At 53.1% G+C, this 26,657-nt stretch carries 18 protein-coding genes and 1 pseudogene; 8 read left to right on the top strand and 11 right to left on the bottom strand.

The features are described from left to right. Window positions 1–130 precede the first annotated feature (130 nt). Window positions 131–339 (bottom strand): annotated as a pseudogene (locus tag RLW55_RS16490) (dTDP-4-dehydrorhamnose 3,5-epimerase family protein). Between the two features lie 449 nt (window positions 340–788). Here RLW55_RS16490 and RLW55_RS16485 point away from each other — a divergent pair. The 5 genes from RLW55_RS16485 to RLW55_RS16465 all read left to right on the top strand — a co-directional run bounded on the left by RLW55_RS16485 (window position 789) and on the right by RLW55_RS16465 (window position 8,017). Continuing rightward, window positions 789–2,579, top strand: coding sequence for an ABC transporter ATP-binding protein (locus RLW55_RS16485; RefSeq protein ID WP_423414785.1), 1,791 nt, complete (start codon window positions 789–791; stop codon window positions 2,577–2,579). 102 nt (window positions 2,580–2,681) lie between these two features. Then, window positions 2,682–3,791 carry a glycosyltransferase family 4 protein gene (locus RLW55_RS16480; protein WP_423414784.1) on the top strand — a complete coding sequence of 370 codons (1,110 nt, stop codon included), beginning with the start codon at window positions 2,682–2,684 and terminating at the stop codon, window positions 3,789–3,791. A 179-nt stretch (window positions 3,792–3,970) separates the two neighbouring features. After that, window positions 3,971–5,002, top strand: a complete 1,032-nt coding sequence (locus tag RLW55_RS16475) for a glycosyltransferase family 2 protein (protein ID WP_423414783.1) — start codon at window positions 3,971–3,973, stop codon at window positions 5,000–5,002. Window positions 5,003–5,121: 119 nt separating this feature from the next. Beyond that, the gene (locus tag RLW55_RS16470; protein WP_423414782.1) at window positions 5,122–6,561 is read left to right on the top strand and encodes a glycosyltransferase family 2 protein; all 1,440 of its coding nucleotides are present in this window, start codon (window positions 5,122–5,124) and stop codon (window positions 6,559–6,561) included. Between the two features lie 223 nt (window positions 6,562–6,784). Then, on the top strand, window positions 6,785–8,017 hold the full coding sequence (locus RLW55_RS16465; protein ID WP_423414781.1) for a hypothetical protein: 1,233 nt from the start codon (window positions 6,785–6,787) through the stop codon (window positions 8,015–8,017). A gap of 352 nt (window positions 8,018–8,369) precedes the next feature. Here RLW55_RS16465 and rfbA read toward each other — a convergent pair whose 3' ends face one another. The 5 genes from rfbA to RLW55_RS16440 all read right to left on the bottom strand — a co-directional run bounded on the left by rfbA (window position 8,370) and on the right by RLW55_RS16440 (window position 13,367). Beyond that, window positions 8,370–9,248, bottom strand: coding sequence for a glucose-1-phosphate thymidylyltransferase RfbA (rfbA, locus tag RLW55_RS16460; RefSeq protein WP_423414780.1), 879 nt, complete (start codon window positions 9,246–9,248; stop codon window positions 8,370–8,372). 4 nt (window positions 9,249–9,252) lie between these two features. Continuing rightward, window positions 9,253–10,191: a dTDP-4-dehydrorhamnose reductase gene (rfbD, locus tag RLW55_RS16455; protein WP_423414779.1), complete on the bottom strand. Its 939-nt coding sequence runs from the start codon at window positions 10,189–10,191 to the stop codon at window positions 9,253–9,255. Further along, complete coding sequence (gene rfbB / locus RLW55_RS16450) at window positions 10,191–11,282, bottom strand: dTDP-glucose 4,6-dehydratase (RefSeq protein ID WP_423414778.1); 1,092 nt, start codon at window positions 11,280–11,282, stop codon at window positions 10,191–10,193. Before rfbB ends, rfbD begins: the two co-directional genes overlap by 1 nt. Window positions 11,283–11,308: 26 nt before the next feature. Beyond that, window positions 11,309–11,860 (bottom strand): dTDP-4-dehydrorhamnose 3,5-epimerase, encoded by a 552-nt coding sequence (gene rfbC, locus RLW55_RS16445; protein ID WP_423414777.1) that lies wholly within the window; start codon window positions 11,858–11,860, stop codon window positions 11,309–11,311. A 634-nt stretch (window positions 11,861–12,494) separates the two neighbouring features. Continuing rightward, window positions 12,495–13,367 carry a class I SAM-dependent methyltransferase gene (locus RLW55_RS16440; protein ID WP_423414776.1) on the bottom strand — a complete coding sequence of 291 codons (873 nt, stop codon included), beginning with the start codon at window positions 13,365–13,367 and terminating at the stop codon, window positions 12,495–12,497. Between the two features lie 1,230 nt (window positions 13,368–14,597). On the opposite strand from RLW55_RS16440, the gene RLW55_RS16435 reads away from it, so the two are divergent. Next, a complete protein-coding gene (locus RLW55_RS16435) occupies window positions 14,598–16,733 on the top strand; it encodes a glycoside hydrolase family 99-like domain-containing protein (RefSeq protein WP_423414775.1) in 2,136 nt (711 codons plus the stop codon). Further along, complete coding sequence (locus RLW55_RS16430; protein ID WP_423414774.1) at window positions 16,714–17,892, top strand: glycosyltransferase family 4 protein; 1,179 nt, start codon at window positions 16,714–16,716, stop codon at window positions 17,890–17,892. Before RLW55_RS16435 ends, RLW55_RS16430 begins: the two co-directional genes overlap by 20 nt. A 543-nt stretch (window positions 17,893–18,435) precedes the next feature. On the opposite strand, the gene RLW55_RS16425 is transcribed toward RLW55_RS16430, so the two are convergent. After that, entirely contained in the window at window positions 18,436–19,278 is an 843-nt protein-coding gene (locus RLW55_RS16425) for a radical SAM protein (RefSeq protein WP_423414773.1), read from the bottom strand. 49 nt (window positions 19,279–19,327) lie between these two features. Here RLW55_RS16425 and RLW55_RS16420 point away from each other — a divergent pair, with 49 nt between their 5' ends. Then, complete coding sequence (locus RLW55_RS16420) at window positions 19,328–19,765, top strand: hypothetical protein (protein ID WP_423414772.1); 438 nt, start codon at window positions 19,328–19,330, stop codon at window positions 19,763–19,765. A 70-nt stretch (window positions 19,766–19,835) separates the two neighbouring features. Here the strand turns inward: RLW55_RS16420 and RLW55_RS16415 are convergent, their stop codons facing one another. From RLW55_RS16415 to RLW55_RS16400, 4 genes are all read right to left on the bottom strand, one after another. Continuing rightward, window positions 19,836–21,119, bottom strand: a complete 1,284-nt coding sequence (locus RLW55_RS16415; protein WP_423414771.1) for a sulfotransferase — start codon at window positions 21,117–21,119, stop codon at window positions 19,836–19,838. A 70-nt stretch (window positions 21,120–21,189) separates the two neighbouring features. After that, window positions 21,190–23,946 (bottom strand): rhamnan synthesis F family protein, encoded by a 2,757-nt coding sequence (locus RLW55_RS16410; RefSeq protein WP_423414770.1) that lies wholly within the window; start codon window positions 23,944–23,946, stop codon window positions 21,190–21,192. 2 nt (window positions 23,947–23,948) lie between these two features. Further along, a complete protein-coding gene (locus tag RLW55_RS16405; protein ID WP_423414769.1) occupies window positions 23,949–25,334 on the bottom strand; it encodes a methyltransferase domain-containing protein in 1,386 nt (461 codons plus the stop codon). Continuing rightward, on the bottom strand, window positions 25,327–26,298 hold the full coding sequence (locus RLW55_RS16400) for an NAD-dependent epimerase/dehydratase family protein (protein ID WP_423414768.1): 972 nt from the start codon (window positions 26,296–26,298) through the stop codon (window positions 25,327–25,329). The genes RLW55_RS16405 and RLW55_RS16400 overlap by 8 nt, the downstream gene beginning before the upstream one ends. Between the last annotated feature and the right edge of the window lie 359 nt (window positions 26,299–26,657).

The raw sequence follows: 26,657 nt of genomic DNA, 5'->3' as shown, positions 1-26,657 counted from the left end.
GCATAGTAGCTCGATACTTTATAGACGACCCCGGTGTTGGCCTCGAGTGTGCAAAAACCGTGTGCGAAGCCCGGGTAATGTACAACTGTAGGCCGTTCTCAGCCGAAAGTTCAGCCGTAACGTGCTGCCCCTATGTCAAAGATTGCCGTCGTAAATCGACCGCCACGTCGAAGATGCGTCCGCGGCTAACGCGCACGAGCTTCGTACGAACGTTTCTTGAATATCCGCTCGCGCGAACTCCTCGTCGTTATAAAGCTCGGTGAAGAAGCCCCTGTTGTCGTAAAAGCGCTTGAAATGGATCAGAAGAACATCCGGAATCTCAAGCTTTTCGGCGTGCACTGCGGGGGGGCCTGATTATTATGCTTTGCTCGGGGTGGCGTAACAGGGAACAATGATCGATGCTCTCTAGCAGAGATATGCTAGTCGGCCACTTTTTGGGCCGACTTTCCTTCTAGCAGTTTTCCTATCCTATCTTAGGCGAGCACCATCAACGCGCTGGGGCCTCGAAACGCCAAGTCCGGTATTGCGGCCGGAGAGTCGTCGCGATTGGGCCACACCTAGACGGAAACACATGTGGACCAAGAAGGGAGCGTGGTACCCTCGCTGGCAGATTTTGATTATATCCCAAGAGGCCGCCCGCCGGTGAGATTTACGTAGAACGGGCTTAGTGCTGTCAGCGTTGTTGCGCATGCGGATGCGTACGTTGATTTTGGCCCTTGTACAAATCAACGCGTTTGGGCGTTGCGCGAGCCGGCGCGGCGGTCAGTCGTGAAAGCAGAGAGAAGCGGATGCCGACGCCGTCGACGACGCCTACAACCCTCGATTTATTGAAACGCCTAGCGCGCGAGAATGGCCGGGAGTACGCCCCGCGATACGCGATCGCCATCATTTGCATGTTGCTTGTCGCGGGCACGACGTCTCTAAGTGCTTATGTGCTGAAGACCGTTATCGACACGATCTTCGTGAATCAGAATCGCGAAGCGTTGATCGGCATTACGTTCCTTATCGTCGGGATTTTCATCGCCAAGGGTGTTGCGGCCTATTTCTCTGAGGTCATCGTCGGCAACATTGGCAACCGCCTCGTTGCGGATACGCAAAAACGCATGTTCAACCACATGTTGAAAGTCGATGTCGGCTTCTTTCAACAATACAGTTCGAGCAATCTCGTCACCCTCATATCTTATAATGCCAGCGCCGTGCGGGACATGCTCACGCTTGTTTCGTTGAATGTGGGGCGCGACTTGTTCACGATCGTGGGTCTCGTTTGCACGATGATCGTGCTCGATCCCGTTCTGTCGGCGATCGCGCTGATCGGCGGCCCTGTCGCTGCGATCTCATCGCGCAAGATGGTGGCGCGCATCAAGAAAGCGACGAAGGGTGAAATTCATTCGATGGCCGGCATCATCCAGGCGACGCGCGAGCTCAGTCAGGGAGCGCAGGTCGTCAAATCCTTCCAGCTCGAGAATACGATGCGCGGTCGCATGTTTAACGCCATCGAAGCCGTCCAACGACTGTCCAACAAGATGCTGCGCATTCAGGCCGGCGTTAACCCTTTGATGGAGGCTATCGGCGGCTGTGCTGTTGCCGCCGTCATTTTCTACGCCGGCTGGCAAAATCTCTATCATGGCGCAAGCCCTGGCCAGTTCTTTGCGTTTATCACCGCCTTGCTCATGTGCTCCGATCCGGGGCGCCGTCTTTCGCGTGTCCAACTGCAACTCGCCTCCGCCTCGATTGGTGTGCGGATGATGTATGAGATCTTGGATACGCCGGCGCGAGAAGATGAGCCACCGGGCAGGCCTGAACTTCATGTCAAAGGCGGCGAGATTGCCCTTCACGACGTCGCGTTCAGATATGTGGCGAACAAGCCGGTCATTGAGCACATGACACTCTCCGTGCCTGCGGGAAAGGTGACGGCGCTCGTTGGTCATTCCGGCGGCGGTAAGACCACGATTTTCTCGCTCCTCCAGCGTCTGCGTGTCCCGGACGCCGGCACCATCGAGATCGATGGCCAGTCGATTGCTGACGTCTCGCTGAAGTCCTTGAGGCAGAACATCTCAGTCGTCGGCCAGGATGCTTTCCTGTTTGAAGGGTCGATCATCGATAACATTCGGGCCGGCCACGAAACTGCTTCTGAAGAGCAGTGCATCGAAGCAGCCAAAGCAGCGAGCGCACACGAGTTCATCAAATCACTGCCGCGTGGCTATGATACGCAGGTCGGCGAACTTGGCGCGCAAGTCTCAGGCGGTCAGCGCCAGCGCATTGCCCTGGCGCGTGCCTTTCTGAAGAATGCGCCGATCATTCTGTTGGACGAACCGACGTCGGCGCTCGACAGTGAGACGGAAGACGTCATCCAGCGCGAATTGCGACGCTTGACGGAAGGGAAGACGACGCTCGTCATCGCTCATAGGCTGTCGACGATCCTGCATGCCGATTTGATCCATGTGATAGAAGCCGGTCGTGTCATCGAGAGTGGCACTCATGAGCAGTTGATGGCCGCAGGCGGCGCTTATAGCCGTCTGTTCAAGCTGCAGTTTGCGAAGTTCCTCGAAACCAAGCAGCCGCTCGCGGAAGCTATTTAGACATTTGCGCGATGTTGCGGGGCTGTCGGATCTTTGTTTGGCTTGACTGTGCAGTCAAAGGCATGCACTCAGGTTGAGGCTTGGAGGGGGTAATCGGACTGGATGCGCATAACCTGTTTCATGCCCCGAAATATGCGCTTTGGTCCCTCCAATGCGACGTCGATTGATCTTTGCGTATATGATCTCATCAAAGCCAGTCGTTATCGAGATACGACAAAAATACTTTGTTGTGAGAATGAGACGCTGTTTTCGGGGTTGAACATCTCAACGTACCCGCCGTCAATAGATCGCCACAAGACAAAAAAGACGAAGTTTGCGTTGGACCAAGCGCAGGAGAGCTCGGCCGATCTTATTGTCGTTCAACAGCATCTTCCGACTGCAGCCGGAGTGGCACGCAGAGTTTCTACGCCTGTGATCTTGCACAAGCACAACATGATCAAATCGGTGCCGGCAAAAGGCGTATTGAACGTGCTGAAACGTAGATGGCACGTTAATCAATACAAAGCTCTGGCAGGAATTATTTTCGTCAGCGAGACGTGCAGAGATCAATTTCGCGCAGATTGGCCCGAAGTTACAACCCCTATGTCGGTTGTTTACAATGGCTTGGATTTCAGCGATTGGCAGCCTGCTAATACGCGCCGTCGCGAGATTATCTGCGTTGGCCGTGCGGCACCGGAAAAAGGCATTAAAGAAGCCGCCGAGGCCGTTGTCGATATTCTGGGTAGAGAGCCATCTTGGTCTGCCCGATTCATACTGAGCGAGACACAGCGGTTTCCCGATTATCTTCAGGATGTCATGGCGACGTTACGTCCCGTCGCGGATCGGGTGGTGGTGGAGGTCAATCAAACACTTGCCGTCGTTCGGGAGCGATTAGAAGAAGCTGCGATTGCACTTGTGCCATCCCGATGGGAGGAGCCATTTGGCCGTACCGCACTGGAAGCTCACGCTGCCGGTTGTGCAGTTGTCAGTTCTGGGACTGGGGGACTGAAGGAAGTCAGCGGCAAATATGCATTGTTTTTGCCTGATCGTTTTTCTGTTGGAGATATCTCCGATCAGGTGTCCACCTTAATTGGCGCCCCGGGGATGATGAGCCGGCTCGCTCAAGAGGGCCGCAGCTATTGTGCGCAGAAGTTCGCCTTGGGTGCCGTTTCAGCCAGCGCCGACAATTTTTATGAGCGGATCGTTGGGCGATTGAAAGTGAACGCCGCTTAAATTGGCGGCCGGACTGGGCCGGGTTCAAGTGGAGTGAGATCAGTGCGCCTGTGGTCGAAGTTCAGCTGCGAGGCTGGAATGCCATTCAAGCTCGGTTCTTTCTCAATTGTCGATCTCCGTTGGCTAGCAGCGGTGCTGTGGGAGCGGATACAAAGCACCAAAGGCGGGATGAGGGTGAGATGAGCAAAATTCTGTCTGTCATTATGCCCGTCTATAATGCGGAGAAATATCTATCTCAGGCGATTGAAAGTGTCCTTCGACAGGAACTTCGCGATTTTGAACTCATTTGCATCGACGACGGATCGAGTGATGCTTCCAGTGCTATTTTGAAGAACTTCGAAGATCGCGATTCGCGAGTTCGCGTCATCAGTCGTGGCAAAGTAGGTCTAGTTTCTGCCCTAAATATCGGGCTTGAGAGTGCGACTGCTCCTATCGTCGCCCGCATGGATGCGGACGATGTTTGTTTGCCTGGTCGTCTTGCGCAGCAGCTTGAATATTTGGCCCGGCGCCCAGACGTTTGGGTTGTCGGCACGGCGAGGAAATTGATCGACGGTCGCGGTCGCGTGCTGCACGCTCCAACTGTTGTGCAGGGAGAAGGAGCGGTTTCGGAAGCGTTGCTTCGCAGCTGTGAACTATGTCACCCGACGGTAATGATGCGTCGCGTGCCTATCTTAAAGCTTGGAGGCTATCGGGAAGCTTTCCGGCATGCCGAAGATTATGATTTGTGGCTTAGAGTAGTGCAGCACGCGAAGGTGGATAATTTGCCATTTGTTGGAATCCTTCATCGGATTCACGGAGCGAGTGTCTCGGAAAAGCATAAAATTCAGCAGCGGGTGTCGGCAGCATTGGCGCAGGCTTGTTATCATTTGAGAATGGCGGGCCATTCCGATCCGGCGAGATTCTATCGTGGTCCTCCGGATCTTTGGAATGACCGGCTGCTGGATGACCTCATATCTGAACATATTGAATTTTTTCGAGCCACACTCATTCTTCTCGATCCCACGGCTTTGTTTGACGCCAAATTCTCGGCTGTAAAGAAGATCGAGAGTACTTCGCCTCGAATGAAGAAACAAAATAAGAAGCTTTATCAGGAAGCTCTATTGTTCGCTGCGAGCCACCACCGTCGCCTGGACTTCTTCAAGCTGCGTATGTTTGCCAACGCCGTCCGCTTGCATCCCGGAAGATTTGTTAGATTGTCATTTTCTTCATAAATGAGACAGCGCAATTTCCAATCACAAATGGGCGCGCGGGCTGATGTCGACCTCGCCGTGCGCTGCGAACAATGACTGCGATCTGGACAATCCGGCCGAGGCATAAGCTCGCGAAGCTGTTGGCCTATATCCGGCATCCGCTCAAATCTTCCAAACGTAAATTGTTTCGCGGACGTCTTGTTGAAGCGATCGAATTTAATGGTTTTCAGCGCAGGCAATTCGCTGGGACCAAGTCGGTTCCGCATTCGGGGCCCCCCCAGAATGCGAAATACGGCATATCGGTTGATGGCGAGCTTCCGGTCTTTCGAGACAAGCGGACGCCGAGGATATCGGTGATTATTCCGAATTATAATCATGCCGCGTTCCTTCAGGAGCGAATACGGTCTATTCTCGACCAGGAAATAGAAGTAAGCGAATTGATAATTTTGGATGATGCATCTACGGACGATAGCCGAAATGTCATTCTTGAAATGACGCGGGACATTTCCGTGCCCGTGAAGCTTGTGTTCAACGAAATGAATTCCGGAAGCATTTTTCGCCAGTGGCAGAAGGGATTTGAATTGGCGAAAGGGGATTTAATCTGGCTGTGCGAAAGTGACGATACGTGTGATCCCAGATTTCTTGGCACGCTTGTTCCATATTTCAGCGATCCGAGTGTGATGATGGCGTTCGGCCGGATAGAGTCGATCGACAGAGAGGGGATCGTCGCTCCGCAATCAGGTCTCCCGCTGTCTGCATCGAAGTTCTGGGGGGCGCCGATAATCGCGAGTGCCTATTCCTGGTTCAATGGTCCGTTTGGCAACAAAAACATTGTTGCAAATGTCGGTGGTTGCCTCTTCCGAAGACAGGAGTTCAGTCTGGACATCTTCTCTGAATTGACATCTTATAGAATTTGCGGCGACTGGTATCTCTACAGTCGTGTCGCGCGTGGCGGCCGAATTGCCTATGATCCGAATGCAAAGGCTTATTTCAGAGTCCACACATCAAACAGTTCAAAAGCAAGCTTGAAGACTGAGAGCTTTTATAATGAGCATGTTCGCATCGCCCAAGCTTTAAGAAGGCACTACGAGGTAAATAAATCCGCGATCAGATTATTGTTGCAAAATGCGTGGGCGATATGCGTTGCCAATTTGGGATATGCCGCGGGGCGTGAATTTGCTCAGGGACGTCTCATTGGCGAAGTCATGAAAACTCCGCGAAATATAAATCATGTACTGCTGATTTTGGGGGCGTGTGACGATCAGGCTGTTGCCGCCGTGTGCCGTTTGGCTAACTTAGTATCGGGCCGCGGTGACGACGTCACCGTTCTGTTAAGCGGAGATGCAACCCTCTTTGATCGCGTGCGCGGATTGCTGTCGCCGTCCGTTTCAATTCTTCCGTCAATCTTTGCCGAAAGGATGGGGCTTTATCCCTTTCTAACCGAGTTCGGAATTACTGCGGTCGGGGTCGCTGATAATGAAATCGGAGGCATAGGCGGGGTGTGCAGATCTTTGCGTATCCCGTTACTCAGTTCGAGTGCGGAAGGTTTTGATCATTCGGCTGGTAGGCTTCGCAAGTGATCTGTCGCCGCAGTGATGCCGTTGTGTGGACAGATATCCGAAGAAGTGGAGCAGGTGCGTTCATTAATCGTTCTCCTGGCGGGTGAACCAACGCCTAATAACAGGAATAGTCTCGAAGTGAATATATTCTGATTGCTCAACAAGGGGAAGATATGTGTATTTCGCTATAGGCTATTTGACATAGTCCCATTGCTCCCCCAACCATCAGAGGGATGGGGGACTCATGATCAAGCGCGCATTCCTGCATATCGGTGGCGAGAAGACAGGAACGACGACTCTTCAAAACTTTCTAACGCGGAATGCCGCTCTTTTAGAAAAAGCAGGGTTCTATTACCCATGCGGGGCAGATGAAATATGCTTCGAAAATAACGCTCATTTTCCTGTAGCCGCTTCCGTGCTCACGAGCGCGGTCGAGTTCGTCTCTGTGGAGCGATATAGAACGCTATCGTCCGTGTTGCCTCATCTAACGCAAATGTGCCGTATAGCGGAAGGCACCCTTATCCTCTCGTGTGAGCACTTATCATCTCGTCTCGATCACTTGTGGCAGATTCGGAAGCTCCGCGACGCGTTGCCGACGGACGACATCAAAATTGTTTTTTATGCTCGCGAGCCGTCAGAACTCGCTTTGGCATCATGGTCCACGGGCATCCGGTGCGGGAATAACCTCAGGTTCGATGCCAACCGGATTGTGCCTCAGATCCGTTACTTCAATCACGTGCAAACGCTCGATTTGTGGGCGGAGGTTTTCGGCGAAAGTAATTTGATCGTGCGGGAGTACGGCCGAACGCAATTGGTAGGAGGCGATATTCGGCAAGATTTCTGCAAACAGTTGGGCGTTGAGGTTACAAATCCATTGCTCGATGATGACAGGAATATCTCTCTGGATTTACAACGCCTGGAAGTCCTCAGACACATCAACGAAGGCCTCCCGCAGTTCGATCAGTGTGCGGACGGTTGGCGGCGTGCACAGTCCATTCGACGGGAGATCATCGAATTCATCCCTGAGGGCAAGCCCCTGGTCGAACTCCTAAGCCGACACGATACCAACGCGATTAAAGCGCGCTTCAGTGAAGTCACGCGAGAACTCAACGGCCGATATTTCGGCGGTCGACTTTCGCGCAAGTGGTTTTCCGAAGATTTTCCTGAAGAACCCATCGCAAATAGTCCTGCAACTCTACAAGACGCTGAAGTCATCAGAGTGTTAGTCGATACCATCACGCGTATTGCGGAAAAAATGAATCAATACGAGACCTTGATCGGGGTCCAGAGATCTCGCCGCATTAGCTCACGGTTAAAAAAACGGCTTCGGAGCTTGAAGCAGAGACTGAAGTATCCTCTCGGCGCGATGAAACGACGGGTGTTAGCGCCTCACAGGAGGGCCTCGGTCCCATCAACAGAAGCCTTCGGCAGGGGCACTCTGAATCGCGCGCGGTCGCTAACACGAGATGCGGAATAGGATTCCATCGCAAATCGGCGCCGCCGCGGCGGAGGCACGCACATCACAGAATTGATCGCAGCACTATCAGCGATTTTGGTGAGCGGTGCAGCTGCGATCAGCAGGCTTTGTTCCTGATGCTACGGCCGAACGCATGCCTGTTTCATCGATGCGAAGCGTACGCCAGCGGGAAAGCAGGTTCGCGCGGCGGCGGTCTACGATCTTGTCCTGTCTTGCCTCACCGCAGAAGCCATCTTTGGCGAAAATCTTGGCCGCCGCTTCGGCTCCCGCATCGCTAAAAATTTGAAGGCCATCCCCAGAAAAACAATCAAGAAGATGAGATCAGTGTTCACGTCTTCGTGGTGGGAAGTGCTTATTCAGCCGCCAGCATGCGTCTTATGTACTCCGCATAGGCGCTCTTCCCCAGGCGATCAAGCGATGTCATTACTTCATCGGCCGACAGATAACCCATACGAAATGCTATTTCTTCGGGGCACGAAATTTTCAACCCCTGCCGGCGTTCGATCGTTGCAATGTATTCTCCTGCATCCATCAGGCTCTCGAACGTTCCTGTGTCAAGCCACGCGAAGCCGCGACCCATTTTTTCGACGTGGAGCGCATCAAGCCCTAGATACATTTCATTCAACGTCGTGATCTCGAGTTCGCCACGTGCCGATGGCGTAACGCGGGAAGCGAGTTCGACAACGCGTTCATCATAGAAATAGATGCCCGTAACAGCCCACCGCGATTTTGGAGTTTTGGGTTTCTCGACGATGGTCTGGGCCTTTCCGGCGGAATCGAATGTTACGACGCCGTATCGCTCGGGGTCGGCAACCTCATATGCAAAGATTGTCGCGCCGTCTTCTCGTTCGGCGGCTGCGCGCAGCAAATCCGCAAGACCGTGGCCGTAAAAAATGTTATCGCCTAAAATGAGGGCGCAGCGATTGTTGCCGACGAATTCCCGTCCGATCAGGAATGCCTGTGCAAGTCCTTCGGGTGTCGGCTGGACGGCGTAGCTCAAACAAATTCCGAACTGCTCGCCTGATCCCAGAAGAGTTTTGAAAAGGGGCTGGTCATGCGGTGTGGTGATGATCAGGATGTCGCGGATTCCCGCTAGCATTAGCGTCGACAGCGGATAGTAAACCATCGGCTTGTCGTAAACGGGGAGAAGCTGTTTCGAAAGTGCGAGCGTCAGCGGATAAAGACGCGTGCCGCTCCCTCCGGCGAGAATAATGCCCTTCTTTGCGCTCATGATGTTAACCGAAATCCTGTCCCAATCGGTGCGGTGCTTCGTTGTTGTCTGCGCCGACGAGGCGATCAAGTGCATCAGACAAAGCCGCGGTCCATGGCCGCAGTCGAACGCCATAGATGCGCGCGAGCTTGTCGGTTGATAGCATGGAGTAAGCGGGGCGCTGGGCCTTGGTGGGGTAATCTTTCGTCTCGATCGGATGTACGTCTGCTCGAGGTGCGCCGCGGTCCGCGGCGCCGGCGATGATGGCTTTAGCAAAACCGTACCACGTCGTAGGACCGGCATTCACAGCGTGGAACACACCGAACCGATCCGACGGGAGCGACGACTCTTCTAGTCGATTGACGATCTGGCGGACGACATCCGCAAGATCCGGAGCGTAGGTCGGATTGCCGTGTTGATCATCGACGACATTGATCGCGGGCCGCTCCTGGTTGAGGCGCAGCATCGTCTTTGCGAAATTGTTACCGAATGGGCTGAAGACCCATGCCGTTCGCAAAATTATATGCTTGGGATTGGCATTGGCGACGAGCATTTCGCCGGCAAGCTTACTTTGGCCGTAGACTCCAATTGGCGATACCGGATCTGTCTCGACATAGGGCGTGCGCTTCTCGCCATCGAAGACGTAGTCCGTCGAGAAATGGACAATCGGCGCTCCAACCCGAGCAGCGGCCTCTGCGGCTGCTTGGGCTCCCTCGGCGTTTGCGGCGCGGGCGGCTTCGGGCTCATCTTCGGCGCGATCGACCGCAGTGTAGGCCGCAGAATTTATAACCCATCTGGGCCGAGCGGCGATGATCGCGTTTGATATGGTTCGGGGATCGGCAAGATTGACTTCGGGGCGGCCGATTTTAATGACGCTATGCCCGTACGACGTCAGCGTTTCGTCGAGAGATCGGGCGACTTGACCGTTACGCCCGATGATCAGAACGGTGTTGACATCGCCCATCACACCGAATTCTCCGCGAGCTCTGTCTTTGCTGGAGCAGGGTCAGCGAGCAAGCCAAGTCGAGTTCCTGAGTAGACGTTCTCGCGCAGCGGACGCCACCACCAGTCATTATTCAAATACCAATCAACAGTGGCGGTGATGCCAGTGTCGAATGTTTTTTCCGCGCGCCAGCCGAGTTCCGTCTCGATCTTGGTCGGGTCGATGGCATAGCGACGGTCGTGGCCAGGCCGGTCCGTCACAAATCTGATAAGATTTCGGCGCGGCACTTCATTCGGGACGCGCGCGTCGAGAAGATCGCAGATGCGTTCGACGACGGTGATATTCTCAGTCGGAGCTCGGCCACCGACATTATAGGTTTCGCCAATCCGCCCGCGCTCCAAGACCGTCGTCAGCGCTTTGACGTGGTCTTCGACATAAAGCCAATCGCGCACCTGCCTGCCATCGCCGTAAACCGGCAGAGGTTTTTTCTCCAACGCATTAAGGAGGATGAGCGGGATCAGCTTCTCCGGGAAGTGGTAGGGTCCGTAGTTGTTCGAGCAGTTCGTGATCAGAGTGGGCAGCCCATAGGTCTCGCGCCAGGCGCTGACGAGATGATCGGATGACGCCTTGCTGGCGGAGTAGGGCGATCTCGGATCATAGGCGGTAGTTTCGGTGAAAAAGTCGCCCTCGTCGAGGGTGCCGAAGACTTCGTCCGTCGAAACATGCAGGAACCGGAATGTGTCGCCCCGTGTCACGGGTAGTTCGCTCCAGTAGCGGCGCGCCGCCTCCAGCAGAACATGGGTACCCAGAACGTTCGTCTTGATGAATTCCGCCGAAGAGGAGATCGAGCGGTCTACGTGGCTCTCGGCGGCAAGATGCATCACGCCGTCAGGCTGAAAATCAGAAAATGCGTGACGCATCGCGACATGGTCGCCGATGTCAGCTTGCATGAAGCGATAGTTCGACCGGCCAGATAAGGAGGAAAGCGACTGCAGATTGGCCGCATAGGTCAGCTTATCAACGTTCAGGACTTCCCAGCCCCGATCGCGAACAAGATAGCGAACGAGCGCCGAGCCTATGAAGCCGGCTCCGCCTGTAACGATGACCCTCATGCTTTCCCCCGAAAACAAAGTTAAAATTAGAAAACTGGAGTGAGGTCCTTCAATAACGGAAGCACGGCGTCCTTTTCCGAGACGATGGCCGCATCTTGGCCTATCGGCCAATCAATATTCAAGGCCGGGTCAGACCATAAAATCCCCCCTTCCGCTTGAGGGGCATAATAATTTGAAACTTTATAGACAACCTCGGTCTCTGGTTCCAGAGTGCAAAAGCCGTGGGCGAAGCCGTGAGGAATGTAAATCTGAAGGCCATTCTGGGCAGAGAGTTCGACAGCAACGTGTTGGCCGTATGTCGAAGAGTCGCGCCGGATGTCGACAGCTACGTCCAAGATGCGTCCGCGACTGACGCGGACGAGCTTTGCCTGCGAATGCGGCGGAATCTGGAAATGCAAACCCCGGATGGTTCCAGTAGTAGTAGACAGCGAGAAATTATCTTGGACGAAAAAGTCTTCGATGCCTAACTGCTCGAGAGACTTGGCGCTGTATAGTTCGGTAAAATAACCTCTTGCATCGGGGAAGCGCTTTTGTGGGATTATGATGACATCGGGGATATCAAGTTGGATTAATTCCATGACGTGTGTTCATCCGAGCCGCTATCATTTTTAAAATTGTACAGCGGATTTGTTTGCACATAATTGGACGATGGCACAATGGCGACGAGTGAAAGCACGTCTAATTTCTGTAATTTAAATTGTACTCGCAGCACCACTTAACCTGCCTATCTTGATTGAGCCGACCGTCGTGGCGAGCATTTCGGCTGACCGAAGCGTAGCGTAGGGCAGACCAGTTGCTGGCGGCAAGATCGCTTCTGGACCGCGGCTGATAATACAGAGTGGGATGTGGCCGCGCTGTAATATCGCCGGCAGTCCTCTCGCAGTGTTGCGAACATCTCACCATTGAGAAGCTCGTCTCAAAGCTTCGAGTTCAGGCTCTAGCAGCATCCGTTCTCCTATGAGCTTCCCGGTCCGACGTAGAGGGTCTTGACCCGACCATTCGCGCGCGGTGATCGCTGCGAACTCGGAACGATTTTCGGAGTGGATGTGCTCTGAAGGCTTATGGTTGCCCAAGAGATAGGCCAGAATGAAGCTTCGCGTCGGATCTGAGCCGCCGAGCAACGGCGATTGCAAGGCAGCGCCAACTGATCTCGTATGAGCATGCGGAACTTCCAACCATCAATAGTAATGCCTTCGGATCGTTCGCGGTCAATTACAAGCTCGCCGGTGTGAGATAGACATAGATTTGATACGTATCTTCGATTGACCTATCGATCTTGGCGACTTCCCAATTGTTATTGTTCCTGCGTAACCATTCCAGCGTCATGGATGTGTCGCCGTAGGTGACGTCGCCATCGACGGGCGGTCTGTCGTGAGGCACAAAACAGAAGCCTTCGATATCGTGTTTTTTGATACAATCGTTTACGCTAGTATTCCTAAGCGATTTATCTCGTTCTGCAGCGTCCCAGTATTCGACCGGTCGGATGGTGATCATCAGGACGCCATTGTTGGAAACGTAGTTCCGAAGCGTTTTGAGTGCAGTCAACGTTGCTCGCTTTGACAGATGGGTGAAGACGGAGAACGCGTAGATCAAGTCGAACGTCTCGCCCCCTGGAAATGGAAGGTCGGAAGGAAGATAGTCGGATTGCTTAAAGCCATCGAGCCCGCAGTCTTGACAGATCTCTATGGATTTCGACCATGGGTCTACGCCTTCAACGTGATCGGTGAAATAGAACATCAGGCGGGCGAGACGTCCGTATCCGCATCCGAAATCGAGGACGCGCTTGCCCGACAACGAGCTGCCTGTGATTTCCGCAAAGACCGAGGACATGGATCTCGTAACAGCTAGGGATTGTTTCAGTAGCGGTACGCCGCACTGGCCGGTCCAGTTCCGTTGAACGTCATTGCTCGCCATTCTTGGAAGAATGCTCGATAGCTTGGGAAAGGCTGGGTTCGGAAGCTCAATAAAGAACCGCCCAAAATCATCAAGGCCAATGGCACGAAGAGCCGAAACGGCAGATGAGAAGTCGGATATCGAAGGGTCGCGCTCAACCTCTCCGATCATCTCCGTGACGTGTGAAAGCATTGGATGCACCCCCCCTTTTTCTCGAGCAACTATATGACAGCGTATGGCAGACCGGACGCTGGCGACAAGATCGCTTCTGGAGTCGGCGGCCGATAATTCCACGACGAGTGCGGTTTGACGACATTATGACGCCGTCCGATCGATGGTTCTCTCGGCATCTGTAAAGGCGACAGCCAAGTCGCGATGCGAGAGCTCCAGCTTTTGCAAACTCCTCCCGACGGGGGGACGATGAGACATATTCGTCGAGCCACCAAAGGGGCACTGTTCGGCTGCAAGATCCGAATCGTTCTCGGAGTGCAGAGAGACGGCGACAGCGTCGCGGAACTCTGCCGCAATCAATGTACCGCCCAGAACCTGGAATTATTGATGATCGATGTAGTTACTCGAATATCGGGCCAGGCGTAGCAGGTCGTCTTAGCAATCGCCGATTTTGTCGCGGCCCTCGTGACCGCCGGTGCGAATTATTAGGTCTCTATGATCCCGAGCTTCTCGAAAGCGCAATACCTCATTCCCGGTTTTCCCCATTCGTAACCGCATTTTTTTAGAAGCCGAATCCCAGGTGCGACCTAGGCCAAAGCCAGGGAAGCGCTATAAACCGTCTTTACCTCATCGAATGTTGCCTCACAGGCGGTATCTCCGGCGAGGCCCGTCCTACCGGCTGTTGCTATGAGCTCAAACTCTCTCGTAGGCAATCAGCTCATTCTGTCCGCTAGGTCCCGATGGAGACAAAATTGCTTGTTGACGAGTATGCCGTCGACCAAGAAATATTAGATAATGTTACCAACGATCTGTTGGCGAAAGCGCGTCCGCAAGATTGAAGCGTGGCCATTTGGCATTGGCTGATTGCGGCTTCGACGAGCCGTTTGTATTGCTGAGGTCGCCATCCTGCAGTCGCGCCAAACTAAGCCAGCAGAGTTCAAATAGATTATGGCATGGCATAAATTTCCTATGCAGTAGTACAGGTTGGCTCGGTTGTCACTTGCAGGGTAATGGCAACCGAGCAGTGCGGGGAACTTTGATTATACGCCAAGCCAACATTTAAGGGCCAAGATGACTACTTTTGAACCACGTGAATCGGCGCTGGCGAATATATTTCGCGGCCTAGCATTTCGACCCGACGGGCGACCCCGCAAGTTCCTACGGAAGACGCTATTCCATTCCGACGGGCGCCCACGTCACCTGACAAAATTTTTAGTGCAGCACAAATCGGGACGACCACGCGAGTTGTTCGTGGCTTGGTGGCCAAATCGCCCGATTGCGCTTGCGCCCAAAGCCCTTCCGACACGATCCATCCAAATTAAGACTGCAGGGGCAATTCGCACGATAAAGTTCGTGCCCGAGGACTGGACCGACTATGAGCGCGTCCGAACAGTAAGCTACGAAAGCCAGGACTGCCGCTCGCCGAATATTCAGAAGCCAGTGTTTTGTCAGTCTCTGAAGGACAAAAATGTTGTCGAAGTCGTTTCTGCTATGCGGTTTCATCGAGCGGAAAGTCACGGTAGCGCCAATCGACAACCTCTCGTCTCCATAATCATTCCTTGCCTTAATCAGGAAGTCCTGACGGCAGAATGTCTTTCTTCTATAAGCCGAACTCTACCTTCGACATTCGACATTGAAGTGATCATTGCGGATAACGCATCAAAGGATCGTCTCTACGAAAGCCTAACGACCCATCCGGAACTGATCGTCCTGCGATTCGCAGAAAATCTCGGCTTTGGGCCTGCGTGCAACAAGGCGGCTGAAGCCGCCAAAGGTAAATACCTCTTCTTTCTGAACAACGACGCTCAGATATCCGAGCGTTGTATCGAACATCTTGTTTCATCTATCGAACGCTCAAATGGAAAAGTTGGTATCGTTGGCGCAAAGTTGCTTAGTTTTGATGGCTGGCTTCAAGAAGCGGGGTGCCTGCTTAATAAGGATGGCACCGGCTCCCTTATCGGATTTGGCACGCATCCCGGAGCTCCGCGCTTCAACTATGATCGTGAAGTGGAGCATGTATCTGCCGCAGCGATGCTGATATCTCGCAGTCTCTTCCATAAAATGGGGGGCTTCGATCCCGTATACGCTCCCGCTTATTGCGAAGACGCAGATCTAAGCATGAAGGTGCGCGAGTGCGGATTATCGATCGTTTATGTTCACGAGGCCGTAGTTGCCCATCATCTGAGCGCAACTACTGATGATATGACGTCGGATAAGCAAAAGACGAAGCACCGCCGCATCGCGCGCAATCGCGATATATTCGTCTCGCGGTGGATTGATCGCCTTCTCGACAAAAATATTCGAACGCTCGCTTTCTATCTCCCGCAATACCATCCGATAGCGCAAAACGATCTTTGGTGGGGCAAGGGCTTCACCGAATGGACAAATGTCACAAAGGCCGTGCAGAACTTTGTTGGCCACAATCAACCACGCTATCCTGCCGATCTAGGGTACTATGACTTGCGGCTCAACGAGGTCATGGTGCAGCAAGCTGACCTCGCGCGAAGATACGGTCTTTCGGGGTTTTGCTATTATTATTATTGGTTCGACGGTAAACGGCTGTTGGAACATCCGCTGGAGCAGATGTTGTCGACTGGTCGCCCGGACTTTCCATTCTGTCTTTGCTGGGCCAACGAGAACTGGACGCGCCGTTGGGACGGACAAGAGAATGACGTCCTAATTGCGCAGTCTTATACGGACGACGACACGCGTCAGCTTATAGGAGATTTGATCCGCTATTTTCGCTCACCACACTACATCAGGATACACGATAGACCGCTTATCCTTGTCTACCGAATAAAATCGCTTCCCGATCCACATCGCGCAATGAATATTTGGCGTGATGCGTGCCGAGAGGCCGGCATAGGCGAAATCTGCGTCGCGATGGTCGAAAGCTTCGAATTGTCTGCGGCACCCGAAGATCCGCGACTTTATGGCTGCGACATCACGGTAGAATTTCCACCTCACGGGATGGCCGATAGCCGCCCTCTTTCGGTGCAGCGCATAAATCCCAACTGGACTGGAACTGTCCGTGATTATCGCGAGCTTATCCATAATTACACCAAGCGCGCAGAGCCGGGCTTTAAACGTCTTCGCTCCGTTCTAGTTGGTTGGGATAATTCGCCCCGCCACCAAACCCAGAGCCTCGTCTTGGAACACTCTACGCCTGGCGCTTTTCAGGCTTGGCTCGAATGGACGTACCAGCGAACCCTCGAGCAAAACGTCGGTGACGAGCGGCTCGTGTTCATCAATGCCTGGAACGAATGGTGCGAAGGAAGCTATCTCGAGCCAGACCGACGCTTCGGGCACGATTATCTGCAAGCGCTGAGGAACGCGCAGCATAATATTGCGAATGGGAGGCACAGCTTTGTCGGGCACCGCAACTAAACCATCTCAAATGGAGAAGCTCCGACCTCGCGTCGTCGGTCATCCGACGGCTCCAATTGGTATGGGTGAACACGTCCGCTCCGTTTGGCGTGCGTTGCAGGAAGTAGGAGCCGACCCGGTCCTTGTCGACATCTACGGTCCGCAGGGAAGAGCTGACAAAGAATTGCCAGTGGAATTCTCCTCCGCGTCTTCGGCTTCTCTTGGCAACGGTGTCAATATTTTCTGCATCAACGGCGATGAAGTGGCCCAATCCGTTACTCATCTCCGAAATCGGAATCCTTTCTCTGAGGGCAGTCGAAATATCATTTACCCGGCGTGGGAGCTGGAGCGCTATCCGCAGGAATGGGCAGAGGAGCTCAATCGCTTCGACGAAGTTTGGGCGTCGTCTAAGTTCACTCGAGACGCTATCGCAAAGGCTGTGGCAATTCCCGTCGTGACGTTGCCTCTCGCGTGTGAGGTCGCTCGACTCGCTCTTATGTCGCGCCGACACTTTGGAATACGCGAGAGCGCGTATGCGTTTTTTTTCTCCTTTGATTTTCTCTCGTACATCGGGAGAAAAAACCCCTTCGCGGTCATTGAGGCCTTTCGGCAACTTATTACGAAAAGCCCTTACGCGGACGTCATTCTTGTTCTCAAAACGAATAACGCAGTTCGCCGACCAGAAATGAAGAAGGAATTTGATCAAGCGATCGCGGGCATGGGAGACCGTGTTCTGATTATCGACGGGACGCTGCCGGAGCTTGAAATGAAAGCTCTCGTTTGGCTTTGCGACTGTTTCGTTTCACTTCACCGCTCCGAAGGCTTTGGCTTCGGCCTCGCGGAAGCCATGGCGCTGTCAAAACCGGTCATAGCAACAAACTACTCGGGCAATATGGAATTCTGCAATGATGATACAGCTTATCTCGTGCCCTACGATCTCATCCCCGTCAAACCAAACGAATATCCTCACTGGCAAGACCAGAATTGGGCAGACCCAAGTGTCGATTATGCTGCTGCCATTATGATGCGGTTGGTTGACAATCCGCGATTGGGAAAAGCGATCGGCCAAAAAGCGCGAATCAATCTTCTACGTAACTTCAGTTATCTGTCCGTGGGGATGAGATACGCGGAAAGATTAAACCAACTCGCACCTCCGGAGAACAAATTACGGAGCGATTAGGCCAGATCTCGGTTCAGAAGTAACGACCAGAGAGCACCTTCAATCAGATGCGTCCAGCAAGCGGCGAAGCAAGCAAATGAAGAAAGTCGTGTCGGAACTCACCCTCCACAAGCGATCCTAAAGGAAGAGCTTGAGGGAAAATAATCACGAGCTCGACTTCTTATGCTTCCCGCTTCATTCTTCACTATAATCCGCTGTTCACTGATCAAAAGATGGGACTTATCCGCCTGCATCAGTGGCGTCAGGCTCAGGCTCGATAACTACGGCTGGTACAAACACAGGATACTCGGGAAGTCTAGGAAAGATCGTTTTCGTGACAATCGAAGTGACGATAACGACGAATGGGACAGGCTCAGGACTTATCTATATCTCTTTGCCATATACAGGGGCTACAACTGTGGGTCCGTGGAATTGGAGTGGTACAGCCGCGGTAACCAACAAGCAGCTACAAGGTTTTATCATAGCGAGCGGGACAGTTGTTGCCGTCCGTAATTATGACGGCACATATCCCGCGTCAAGTGGCGAGACGCTCTATATATTGGGCTAATCCGCCTGATGCGACTGTGCAGCGAGCGCCTGGCGGCCGGTGAACTTAGAGTTTTCTGACATAGTCTTCGCAGATGCGTCCAGCTCTTCATTCGCAGCAAAAATCAACTGAGCCTTGTCTCCGAAGCGTACCTTCATCAACTCGGCCATTTGCATAAACTGACCTCGCTTGAGCATCAGTCCTGGCATCCGGGAGTGATCGACGACGTTGTTGTCGGGGTAATAAAATAATTCTCGGAATATGAACCTACGAATACCGAGACCGCAACCGAGTGTAACGAGAGTGTCGAGTTTATCGATGTTCGCAGACGTTACTGTCGTGATGAAATCGATCGCAACTTCTGGGCAGTTTTTTATGAAGCCCTCAACGTTGCGCAGAACTTTTTCGAGACTCATGCCGCCCCGAAGGCTCTTTTGAATTTCTGGATCTGCGGCATCCATGGAAACAGAGAGACGTGTGAGACCTGCATCGTTCATCTTCTTGGGGTCATGACGGTGCAAAAGAATTCCGTTGGTTTGCAGAATGAATTCGTTGGTCGGCTTTGCGGGGGAATTGGCGACCAAAAGCATGAAATCGGCCATGCGCTTATCCAGCGTAGGCTCCATGATGCATCCGACCTGGAACCCAGAGGTTCCAAGAATTTTCGTTTGAAGAAACGTCGAAAATTCATCGGTGTCGATGACTTGGTCAGATCGATGATTGTGGCAATAGACGCAGTGAAGATTGCAAGTGTTGTTGGGATCAAAACGCAGCACTCCGTACTGTGCTGCGGGCTCCTCAGTCAGTAATCTGCGAAAATTATAGACGTTAATCTGGCAGTCGCGAACGACATCAACCATTTCAAAAATCCCCCACAAAAAAAGACTGCACATACCACGAGAGCATAAAATGATCAACGCAACTGGGAAACCCGAAGCGGCGACCGTGCTTGTCGCAAAGCCTTCTCCAATCAACATGAAAGATTGGACCGTCGTTTCGCATTGGGTCGAGAAGGCGCTTGCGCCGGGAAAATCCACAGAAGAAGCGGCCTCTTATTTCGCTTCATGCCATCATGAAAAGCGCCAGCTCTGGCGCCTGATGACCGGGGATGAGGTCACGGGTGTCGTGATCTCGGAAGGCTATGAGCATCCTGACGGATTGATAGTCGCTCTACCGGTGACCGCGGCGGCAATTCGGTCCGACAGCATGCGGGTCGATTTTTCAACCATCGAATGGCGGCGAGACATTGGCGCCAAGCGCCTTGAGGAACGGCCGTCCACCCGATGCCAGCGAGAAGAATTTGCACCCTCCCTGCAGATCAGGGACGGCGGCGAATCCTGCCGATGAAGAGTCCGCTCGCTCGTGAACTCACGCCGTGGCTGATTTCTTTGGGTAGGTCGAGTATCGAGGCATCGCTTCAAGAATAACCAAATGCTCCCAAAACATCTTTGAACTCTCGCTGGCAGGCTTCGGCCACCTCAGTAGACAGGTCGTAACGCCACCTGCCGATGGACCGCACGGCATCGGCTGAGGTTCGGTGCCCAAAATGCGTTGAGGATGACGACGATAGGTATGCATTGTGCAGTACCTCCGCAACGGCTTCTTCACTTGGATCCGCCCCGATGTGGAATAACACTTTCGCCAATTCGTTGCGCTCGTTCACAATAAGATCTTCATACCGCAATACCAGAACGTCCGGTCGGCACGTCCTCACTTCAAGGAGCGCCTCCACTGATGGTCGTAGCAAGGAAACATAATCTGAATTGTTGGTCGCGGCAGTTGCGCCAAAATCCAGCGCGTGGCGCCGCTCGTTGAAAGCGATGATCGACGCAACCATGTCACGGAAATCGCGGACGAGCAGGATCTCGCGGGCCTCAGGAAATAGCTGACGCGCGACAGCCGCGTTATCATCCGGCTTGAACTTCTCTAGGAACAAACTTGCGCCCGGCTTTCCTAATTCAATTGAGTGCCGCCGGTAGAATGCGATGATATCCAAGCTGGCTGCCTCGGCCCAAATCTGAATTTGATCGCTTTCAAACCATCGCAAAATGTGTTCATGGGCAAATGGGTTTATGGAACCCCACCGGCTTCCCGATTCCAAAGGTGTCCATGATTGAGGCTGCTCTCTACCATGCGGATGCTCCGCATCTGACCGCAGTCGAGCGACCGCAGCCTGAACGACGGCGGCTTCGTAAGGCCAATCATCTAGTGTCATACATAACGGATGCTGCAAGAGCAGGTGCATTAGCCAGCTACTGCCTGTTCGCCCCAAGCTCGTCACCATCACTGGATTAAAGGCGGAGGCGCGCGCCGGCCTACAGAGGCCTTCGTATTTCCCCGAACACTCGTAAATCTTCCCGATGGCACCAGACATAGTGCGATAACCGACCGAGAGTTTGAAGTGACGGGGCAATCGAGCGGCAAGGATGAGGCCACGAAAGCCACATACCTTCTCCGCGCCAAGTCCAGGAAATGCTGCATCGACGTCAGGACGCGCCACATTGATGGGGAAGGCGGCGATCGGAGCAGTACCGCATCCTACTATGATTTCTACAACCGGATCAGACGTTGAACTGACAATCCAACCGGAAACCTCCAATAAATGGCCGGCGCTTTGCTGGCCAACAAATGGTGTCTCCACCTGAAACAGTTGAATCTCATTGTCGAGATCGTGGCGAATAGTGCTTTCGATGAAGAACATAACTGATTAGAAGTAATGGTTTTGGCGGGACAATGCGCAAGCAAGTTGAAGGCAACCTTGATGGGAGTGATCACCAAGTTATCTCCGGGATACATACGCTCGCGATGTCATACCCCTTGTTTCGTACCGCATGCGGTATTAGGCGCTCTAGTGTGTGCAATAACGTCCCATCCTCATTTAAGGGCTCTTCTGGGTAATCTGACCACGCAAACCGCAAATCAAAAATATCGGTTAAAGCCTCAGGTCGACACCAAAACATTGTGCCCAGCGGGAAATCAAAAAACTCTGGCAGCGGCGTCAATAACCCCATGCGCACCTGCAGTTCTTCTGCAATCTGCCGGTTCGAGGTCCAGCCAACCAGATGGGGATCTTCGGCCATCAGCAATCCCAGCTTTGGCGTTGCTGCAAATATCGATCTCACGAGATCGACCATTGCGTGCTCGCCTCCCACGAGATGCTCCCACAAAAATGTCCGCCAAGTATTGCCCATCTCACTATTGATCGTTGCACTCTTCTTTCCATGGACATGCCCGATGACATCGTAGTCACAAGTCCCGAGTTTTTCTCGAAGGTGCGTTAAAAATGGTCCGATGTCTCGCCCCCTATTCGGAACGACGTCCACCTCTACGCGATACGCATATCGGCGAAATATAACTTTTAAGCTCTGCGCTTTTTCCCAAGTGTCGGTCGTCAAAAACAAATCGCAGGGCGTTCGATTCAGCTGCAGCCTTAGCAGCAATTCGGCCGCAAGATCTTCATAGAAAAAGTGCGCGTGAAGGGCCAACTTAATCGAACTGCTTGAGGACGTCTCCGTCGGATAATAAACTTTTCGAATCCATGGACCATCGGGCTTTTCGGAACGTAGCCAGTGGGCCAATGGATTGGCGCCGAGCTCAGTACATTCAGGATGACGCTCCGCATAAATCTGCGGATGAAACCCGGGATATGGCCTACGAAACTGCGAGTTGAGAGCCGTGTCATACGCGAGACCATTCACCGCCCATTGTTGCATTATTTGCCAAGCGGCATCATGTTCTGATGACACAATCGTTGTCGGGGGCAAAGCTGTTTCCAGCTCGGCCGGATCCATGGCCGATAGTAGGTCAAAGTCTGCGGCATGCAACGCCGCGGCTGCCGCTGAACCCATGGTGTCCAATTTCGATGCATAGCTGGAGAAATTGAATTTATGACGTCCCAGGGCCGAGAGTTCCGCGCGAAGTGGGCCCAAGCTTGTTCTATTCCTCGCCAGGCTGCCAATAACTTCTGCGGCTGATGCAACGTCGAGATATGGCACGACCAAATGAGCTGTCGCTGGGTTTTGGGCCAACACTTCAGCTGTGCCTGACGCGTCGCCAAAGCAAACGATGGGCAGGCCGCGGACTATCGCGTCAATCCCCACGTTCGGCTGCGGATCTAGCCTGGAGCACATAAACAGTGCATCGCTAATCTCGTAGAGCGTCTCTAAATCATCGGCGGGTGGAATGATGCTAACGATATCTGCGAGCCCCGACCTTTCGATCTGATCCGATAAGTAGGGGGAGTAGCCGTGTTCGTTTATGGGGTCATAGCCATGGCCGACCCATATGAACCTGAACTCTATATCAGGATACTTTTTCCGGACGGCAGCCGCGGCAGCAATGAAAAGATCTACGCCCTTGCGGATGTGTACGGAGCCCACACCAAGGACCAGAAATTCACCGCCTGACTTCAAGTTTCTCGGTGATCCTGTCCGCGAAGGACGTGCGGATTGCGATTGTTCTTCGGCAAAATCCACTACGCCTTGAGGCAAAACATGAATATTTGGGCGCTTTCCGAGGCCTGGAAACGCGCGAAATGAAGATTGAGCGACGATTTCCGCAGGGAAAACGACGTGATGCGCCCAATCGAAGGCATCGCGCATCTTTTCCAACGGACGTGTGTAGGCTGCAAACTCGTGAATCAACGAAACTGTTGGCACCCCCGCCCTCGCGAACGCCGGAATCATCAGGTGCGTTTCGATGCTGTTTGCAATGACATATGCGGGCTTATACTGGTCTACTATTCGATCTGCGAGGCGCACAGCTTCGGCAGGATGCCATTCCTCCCAGACCAAAGGGCCTATTGTGGCTGCCGATAGCTCGCGAAAGTTGTCGTTTAACTCACCGCCACGTAGAAGTAGCGAAATCACATTGTAGGACGACGAAAGCTCGCGAACTAGGTTTAATCCCAACAGAGGTGCTCCCGTTCGTGAAGCTTCGTGGCACACCACGACAATGGTGCGCTGTGAACGGAAATCGATCGGCGGGAATTGAAGCCTTTCGACAGCCGGCAGCGGTCTTCTGCCCTCCTGTTTCCCTGAGTATTCGAAGTGATCGATTGCCGAGATATCGGCATCCGCGACGTCTGGGTATCTCTCAAGATAAAATGTTGGATCGAGCAAAGGCGATGGTTTGAAGCCGAGCCGTTTCCCGACGACTACATAGTGATGGGCCGGATCCATGGAAGTAGGGAGAAATTGACCGTAGTACTCTGGACAAAACGTCTTACACGCTCGCAGCTTGGAAGCTTCGTTCTCCGCTTCGACCTGATTGCGAGGCAGAGGGCCTCCCAAAGCTGATAGTTCCAGCCATACAATCGCCGGAGGACCATGCAGTGCACTGACTTCATAAAATGGTTTTAAGAAGACGCCGTCAAAATGGGGGCCGGGTTCCAATCCCAGCTTCCAGCCCACTTCCAGATAGTGCGCGATTGGATCTATTCTAGGCGCTAACCGAGCTTGGGCAACGTAGAACGATCTGTCGAATAGCTCAGAAGCAGCCAGAAGATGATAATGCTCATCAATCGACATTTTTAAATGCTCGTCCCATCACTGTCCCGAAGAGCTTGTCGAACAGCCACGCGCATCTTTTTTGAAAAGAGTCTCGCTATCTGTTTGCTCCGAAACCGAGTGAGAATTAACTCGAGACGTTCCCGTAAAACGTTGTATTTTGCCTCCCATTCGGAAGCTCGAGTTGAAGCATCCTGAACCTGCATGGCGATATGCGGTGTTCTTTTGGAAATGGTCGATCTTCTGATTCGCGAGCGTAAAGCGTCGCGATGTTGAGTGATAAGCATATGAGAGGTTTGTAGTTTCGCTAATTCGCGATGCAGCTCTGTCCGAGCTTCTGCCTGCTCATTCAAGTCCGTGGTCAGTTCGTCAACTTTGAACTGCTTATCCGCGAACTCGCGAGTTAAGACATCGAGCTGCTGCTTGTATTGTGATCTTTGGCTCTCGGCCTGATTTAGTTCCAATTGAAGTCGCTCTATGGTGTTACTTGCTCTGGCCAATTGTTGTCGAAAATTATCGGCTTGCAGATTGGCTTGTTCAATGCTTTTGCCAAGTTCCTCTCGCGCGCAATCGCGCGCATCCCGGAGAAGTTCAATTTCTTTCCGACAGCCGGCGACCTCCTCATACTGCGCTGCTTTGGAAAGTGTCATGCCAACTTCACTGCTATCAATATAAATCGAGTTGGGAAGTAGGTCTAAGTCAGTATTGGAGCAAGCCGCGATTATATATGGCGCTCGTGGCAAGCTCTCACATGCCTCGAAATGATATGTCCCCCGCTTTTCATATATGATATTTGAGATAGAGGAGGGGGGGGAGTCTGCTATCAACGCAGACCCGATTAAAGTTCGCTGCGATAAGCAACGGACATGTCGGAAAGTGCGCCCCAACACGTCCACAAACTCGGCACGTGACAATTCGCGTTTATGAAAAGCGTTCGCGGAACTCCCCGACGGAGAATAGATATCTCTGTCGGGCGAGGAAATTATGAGGCGACCGTGTGGGCGTAGGACGCGCGCAACTTCGCTGAGGAATGCATCGTGTTCGGTGAAGTGTTCGATGGTTTCGAAGCTCACCACCATATCGACGCAGGAGTCTGGAATTGGGAGGGTTCTCGCGTCTCCCACTCGAAACTCTAAATTGGGGCCAGCATAATACCTATTTGCATGTTCAACTGCGTCCTCGGAGACTTCAACACCAACAACAGAGCGCGCCAACTGTGCCAAAAGCGCAGAGCCATAACCCTCGCCCGATGCAACGTCTAGGACGTCAAGCCCGATACATAGGCTCCGCGCGTAGAAATAGCGGTGAAGATGCTCTATCTCCACCTGTCCAGAGGTATCCGTCGTGAGACGTTCGCCGGTCCAAGCAAGCGGCGTCTCTGGTCGTTTACGCTCGAAGATCTCACCCACGGTCCATATAGCCTTCTTTCTGATGCTGAAGATCCTGCAAAGTCCGACGCAGCCCTTCTCCGAATGACAGTCGGGGTCGCCAGCCACATGTCGCTGTCGTTGCAGAAATGTCTAAAATATTGGTGGGAACGTCGAAGGCACGACCACATCGGTGAGTGACTTGGAGTTTCCGCCCCAATTCGGCTTCTAACTCGTGAATTATCTCGTTCAACGAGATGCCTACTCCGCTGCCGATGTTATAGGTCCAGAATTTTGCGCTTTTTTCTGTTCCCGCTACGGCCAAGATGCCTGCGACCGCATCTGAGATGTAAATATAGTCGCGGATCACACGTCCATCACCCCATATTGTGATCGGCTTCTCGCTAATTGCGAGCTGAAGGAAAGTAGTTGCGGCACCTTGGCCCGTTGAAACATTCTGCCCCGCACCAAAAGGATTGGCTAAACGCACAGTGCGTATGTCTAAATCATACAAGGCCCTATAGGTGCTAATATATAGCTCAACGGCTGCCTTACCGGCTCCATATCCGGTGATGGGACAAAGTTTGTGTGTCTCTGGGATTGGCACTTCGTCTGGAATTCCGTAGACGGTGCCGCCCGAGGAGGCGAAAATTAGTCGAGGTGCGTGCGGCTGCCGACGCTTGATCGCTTCGAGAAGTTTTAAGGTCGGAATCACGTTCGCTCCTACGTCTTTAATGATGTCCTCATTCGCAGAAGCGGGTATCGATGACCAAGCAAAATGATAAATCACGCAGGCACTAGCGATTAGATCGTCCCAATCTGCGCAACTGAGGTCGCATCTTTGGAAGCTGATACGAGAAGCAATGTCATCAGGCAACCGCCCCGCTATAGGGGTGCGATCCGCAATTCGTACGGAGGCTCCTGAACGCGCGAGCTCGTATGCAACATGCTTTCCGATGAATCCTGCGCCGCCCAAAATGAGGTGATACGGCAAATGGCGAGACACAGAAGGTTCCCATCAAAATTTGCGAAGGTGATAGCACTGCGATTATCGATCGCTGGGGGATAAAAGCTCAAGAGGCCGGACGAAAATTTTTGGCGCTGTGTCCACTGGCCTGCCCCTTATCACGGGGCTAAGTAGAACCCATCCGCTGCTAGCTGGCCAGTATCTAGTGTACCCCAAGCAAAATCAATTATTTTTGCTATCCGCAATAGTCCGCGACAGTTTCCTCTGATCCGTCTTGATCCGCGCGAAAATGTGGTATGTGGCGTGAAGCTGGGAGGGTATCATGACGGACACATCAGGAACGGCAATCGGAGTCGGCGACGCGTAACGGCGGCGTTCGTCGATAACGTGCGCGTGCC

The organism is Hyphomicrobium sp. B1 (assembly GCF_049532635.1).
Taxonomy (GTDB): domain Bacteria; phylum Pseudomonadota; class Alphaproteobacteria; order Rhizobiales; family Hyphomicrobiaceae; genus Hyphomicrobium_B.
This window is presented reverse-complemented; position numbering and strand designations above follow the sequence as displayed.

What these genes read in the sequence shown, in the direction of transcription:
- RLW55_RS16485 (WP_423414785.1), top strand. Translation starts at nt 789, where the DNA reads ATGCCGACGCCGTCGACGACGCCTACAACCCTCGATTTATTGAAACGC.
- RLW55_RS16480 (WP_423414784.1), top strand. Translation starts at nt 2,682, where the DNA reads ATGCGCATAACCTGTTTCATGCCCCGAAATATGCGCTTTGGTCCCTCC.
- RLW55_RS16475 (WP_423414783.1), top strand. Translation starts at nt 3,971, where the DNA reads ATGAGCAAAATTCTGTCTGTCATTATGCCCGTCTATAATGCGGAGAAA.
- RLW55_RS16465 (WP_423414781.1), top strand. Translation starts at nt 6,785, where the DNA reads ATGATCAAGCGCGCATTCCTGCATATCGGTGGCGAGAAGACAGGAACG.
- rfbA (WP_423414780.1), bottom strand. Translation starts at nt 9,248, where the DNA reads ATGAGCGCAAAGAAGGGCATTATTCTCGCCGGAGGGAGCGGCACGCGT.
- rfbD (WP_423414779.1), bottom strand. Translation starts at nt 10,191, where the DNA reads ATGGGCGATGTCAACACCGTTCTGATCATCGGGCGTAACGGTCAAGTC.
- rfbB (WP_423414778.1), bottom strand. Translation starts at nt 11,282, where the DNA reads ATGAGGGTCATCGTTACAGGCGGAGCCGGCTTCATAGGCTCGGCGCTC.
- rfbC (WP_423414777.1), bottom strand. Translation starts at nt 11,860, where the DNA reads ATGGAATTAATCCAACTTGATATCCCCGATGTCATCATAATCCCACAA.
- RLW55_RS16440 (WP_423414776.1), bottom strand. Translation starts at nt 13,367, where the DNA reads ATGCTTTCACACGTCACGGAGATGATCGGAGAGGTTGAGCGCGACCCT.
- RLW55_RS16425 (WP_423414773.1), bottom strand. Translation starts at nt 19,278, where the DNA reads ATGGTTGATGTCGTTCGCGACTGCCAGATTAACGTCTATAATTTTCGC.
- RLW55_RS16420 (WP_423414772.1), top strand. Translation starts at nt 19,328, where the DNA reads ATGATCAACGCAACTGGGAAACCCGAAGCGGCGACCGTGCTTGTCGCA.
- RLW55_RS16415 (WP_423414771.1), bottom strand. Translation starts at nt 21,119, where the DNA reads ATGTTCTTCATCGAAAGCACTATTCGCCACGATCTCGACAATGAGATT.
- RLW55_RS16410 (WP_423414770.1), bottom strand. Translation starts at nt 23,946, where the DNA reads ATGTCGATTGATGAGCATTATCATCTTCTGGCTGCTTCTGAGCTATTC.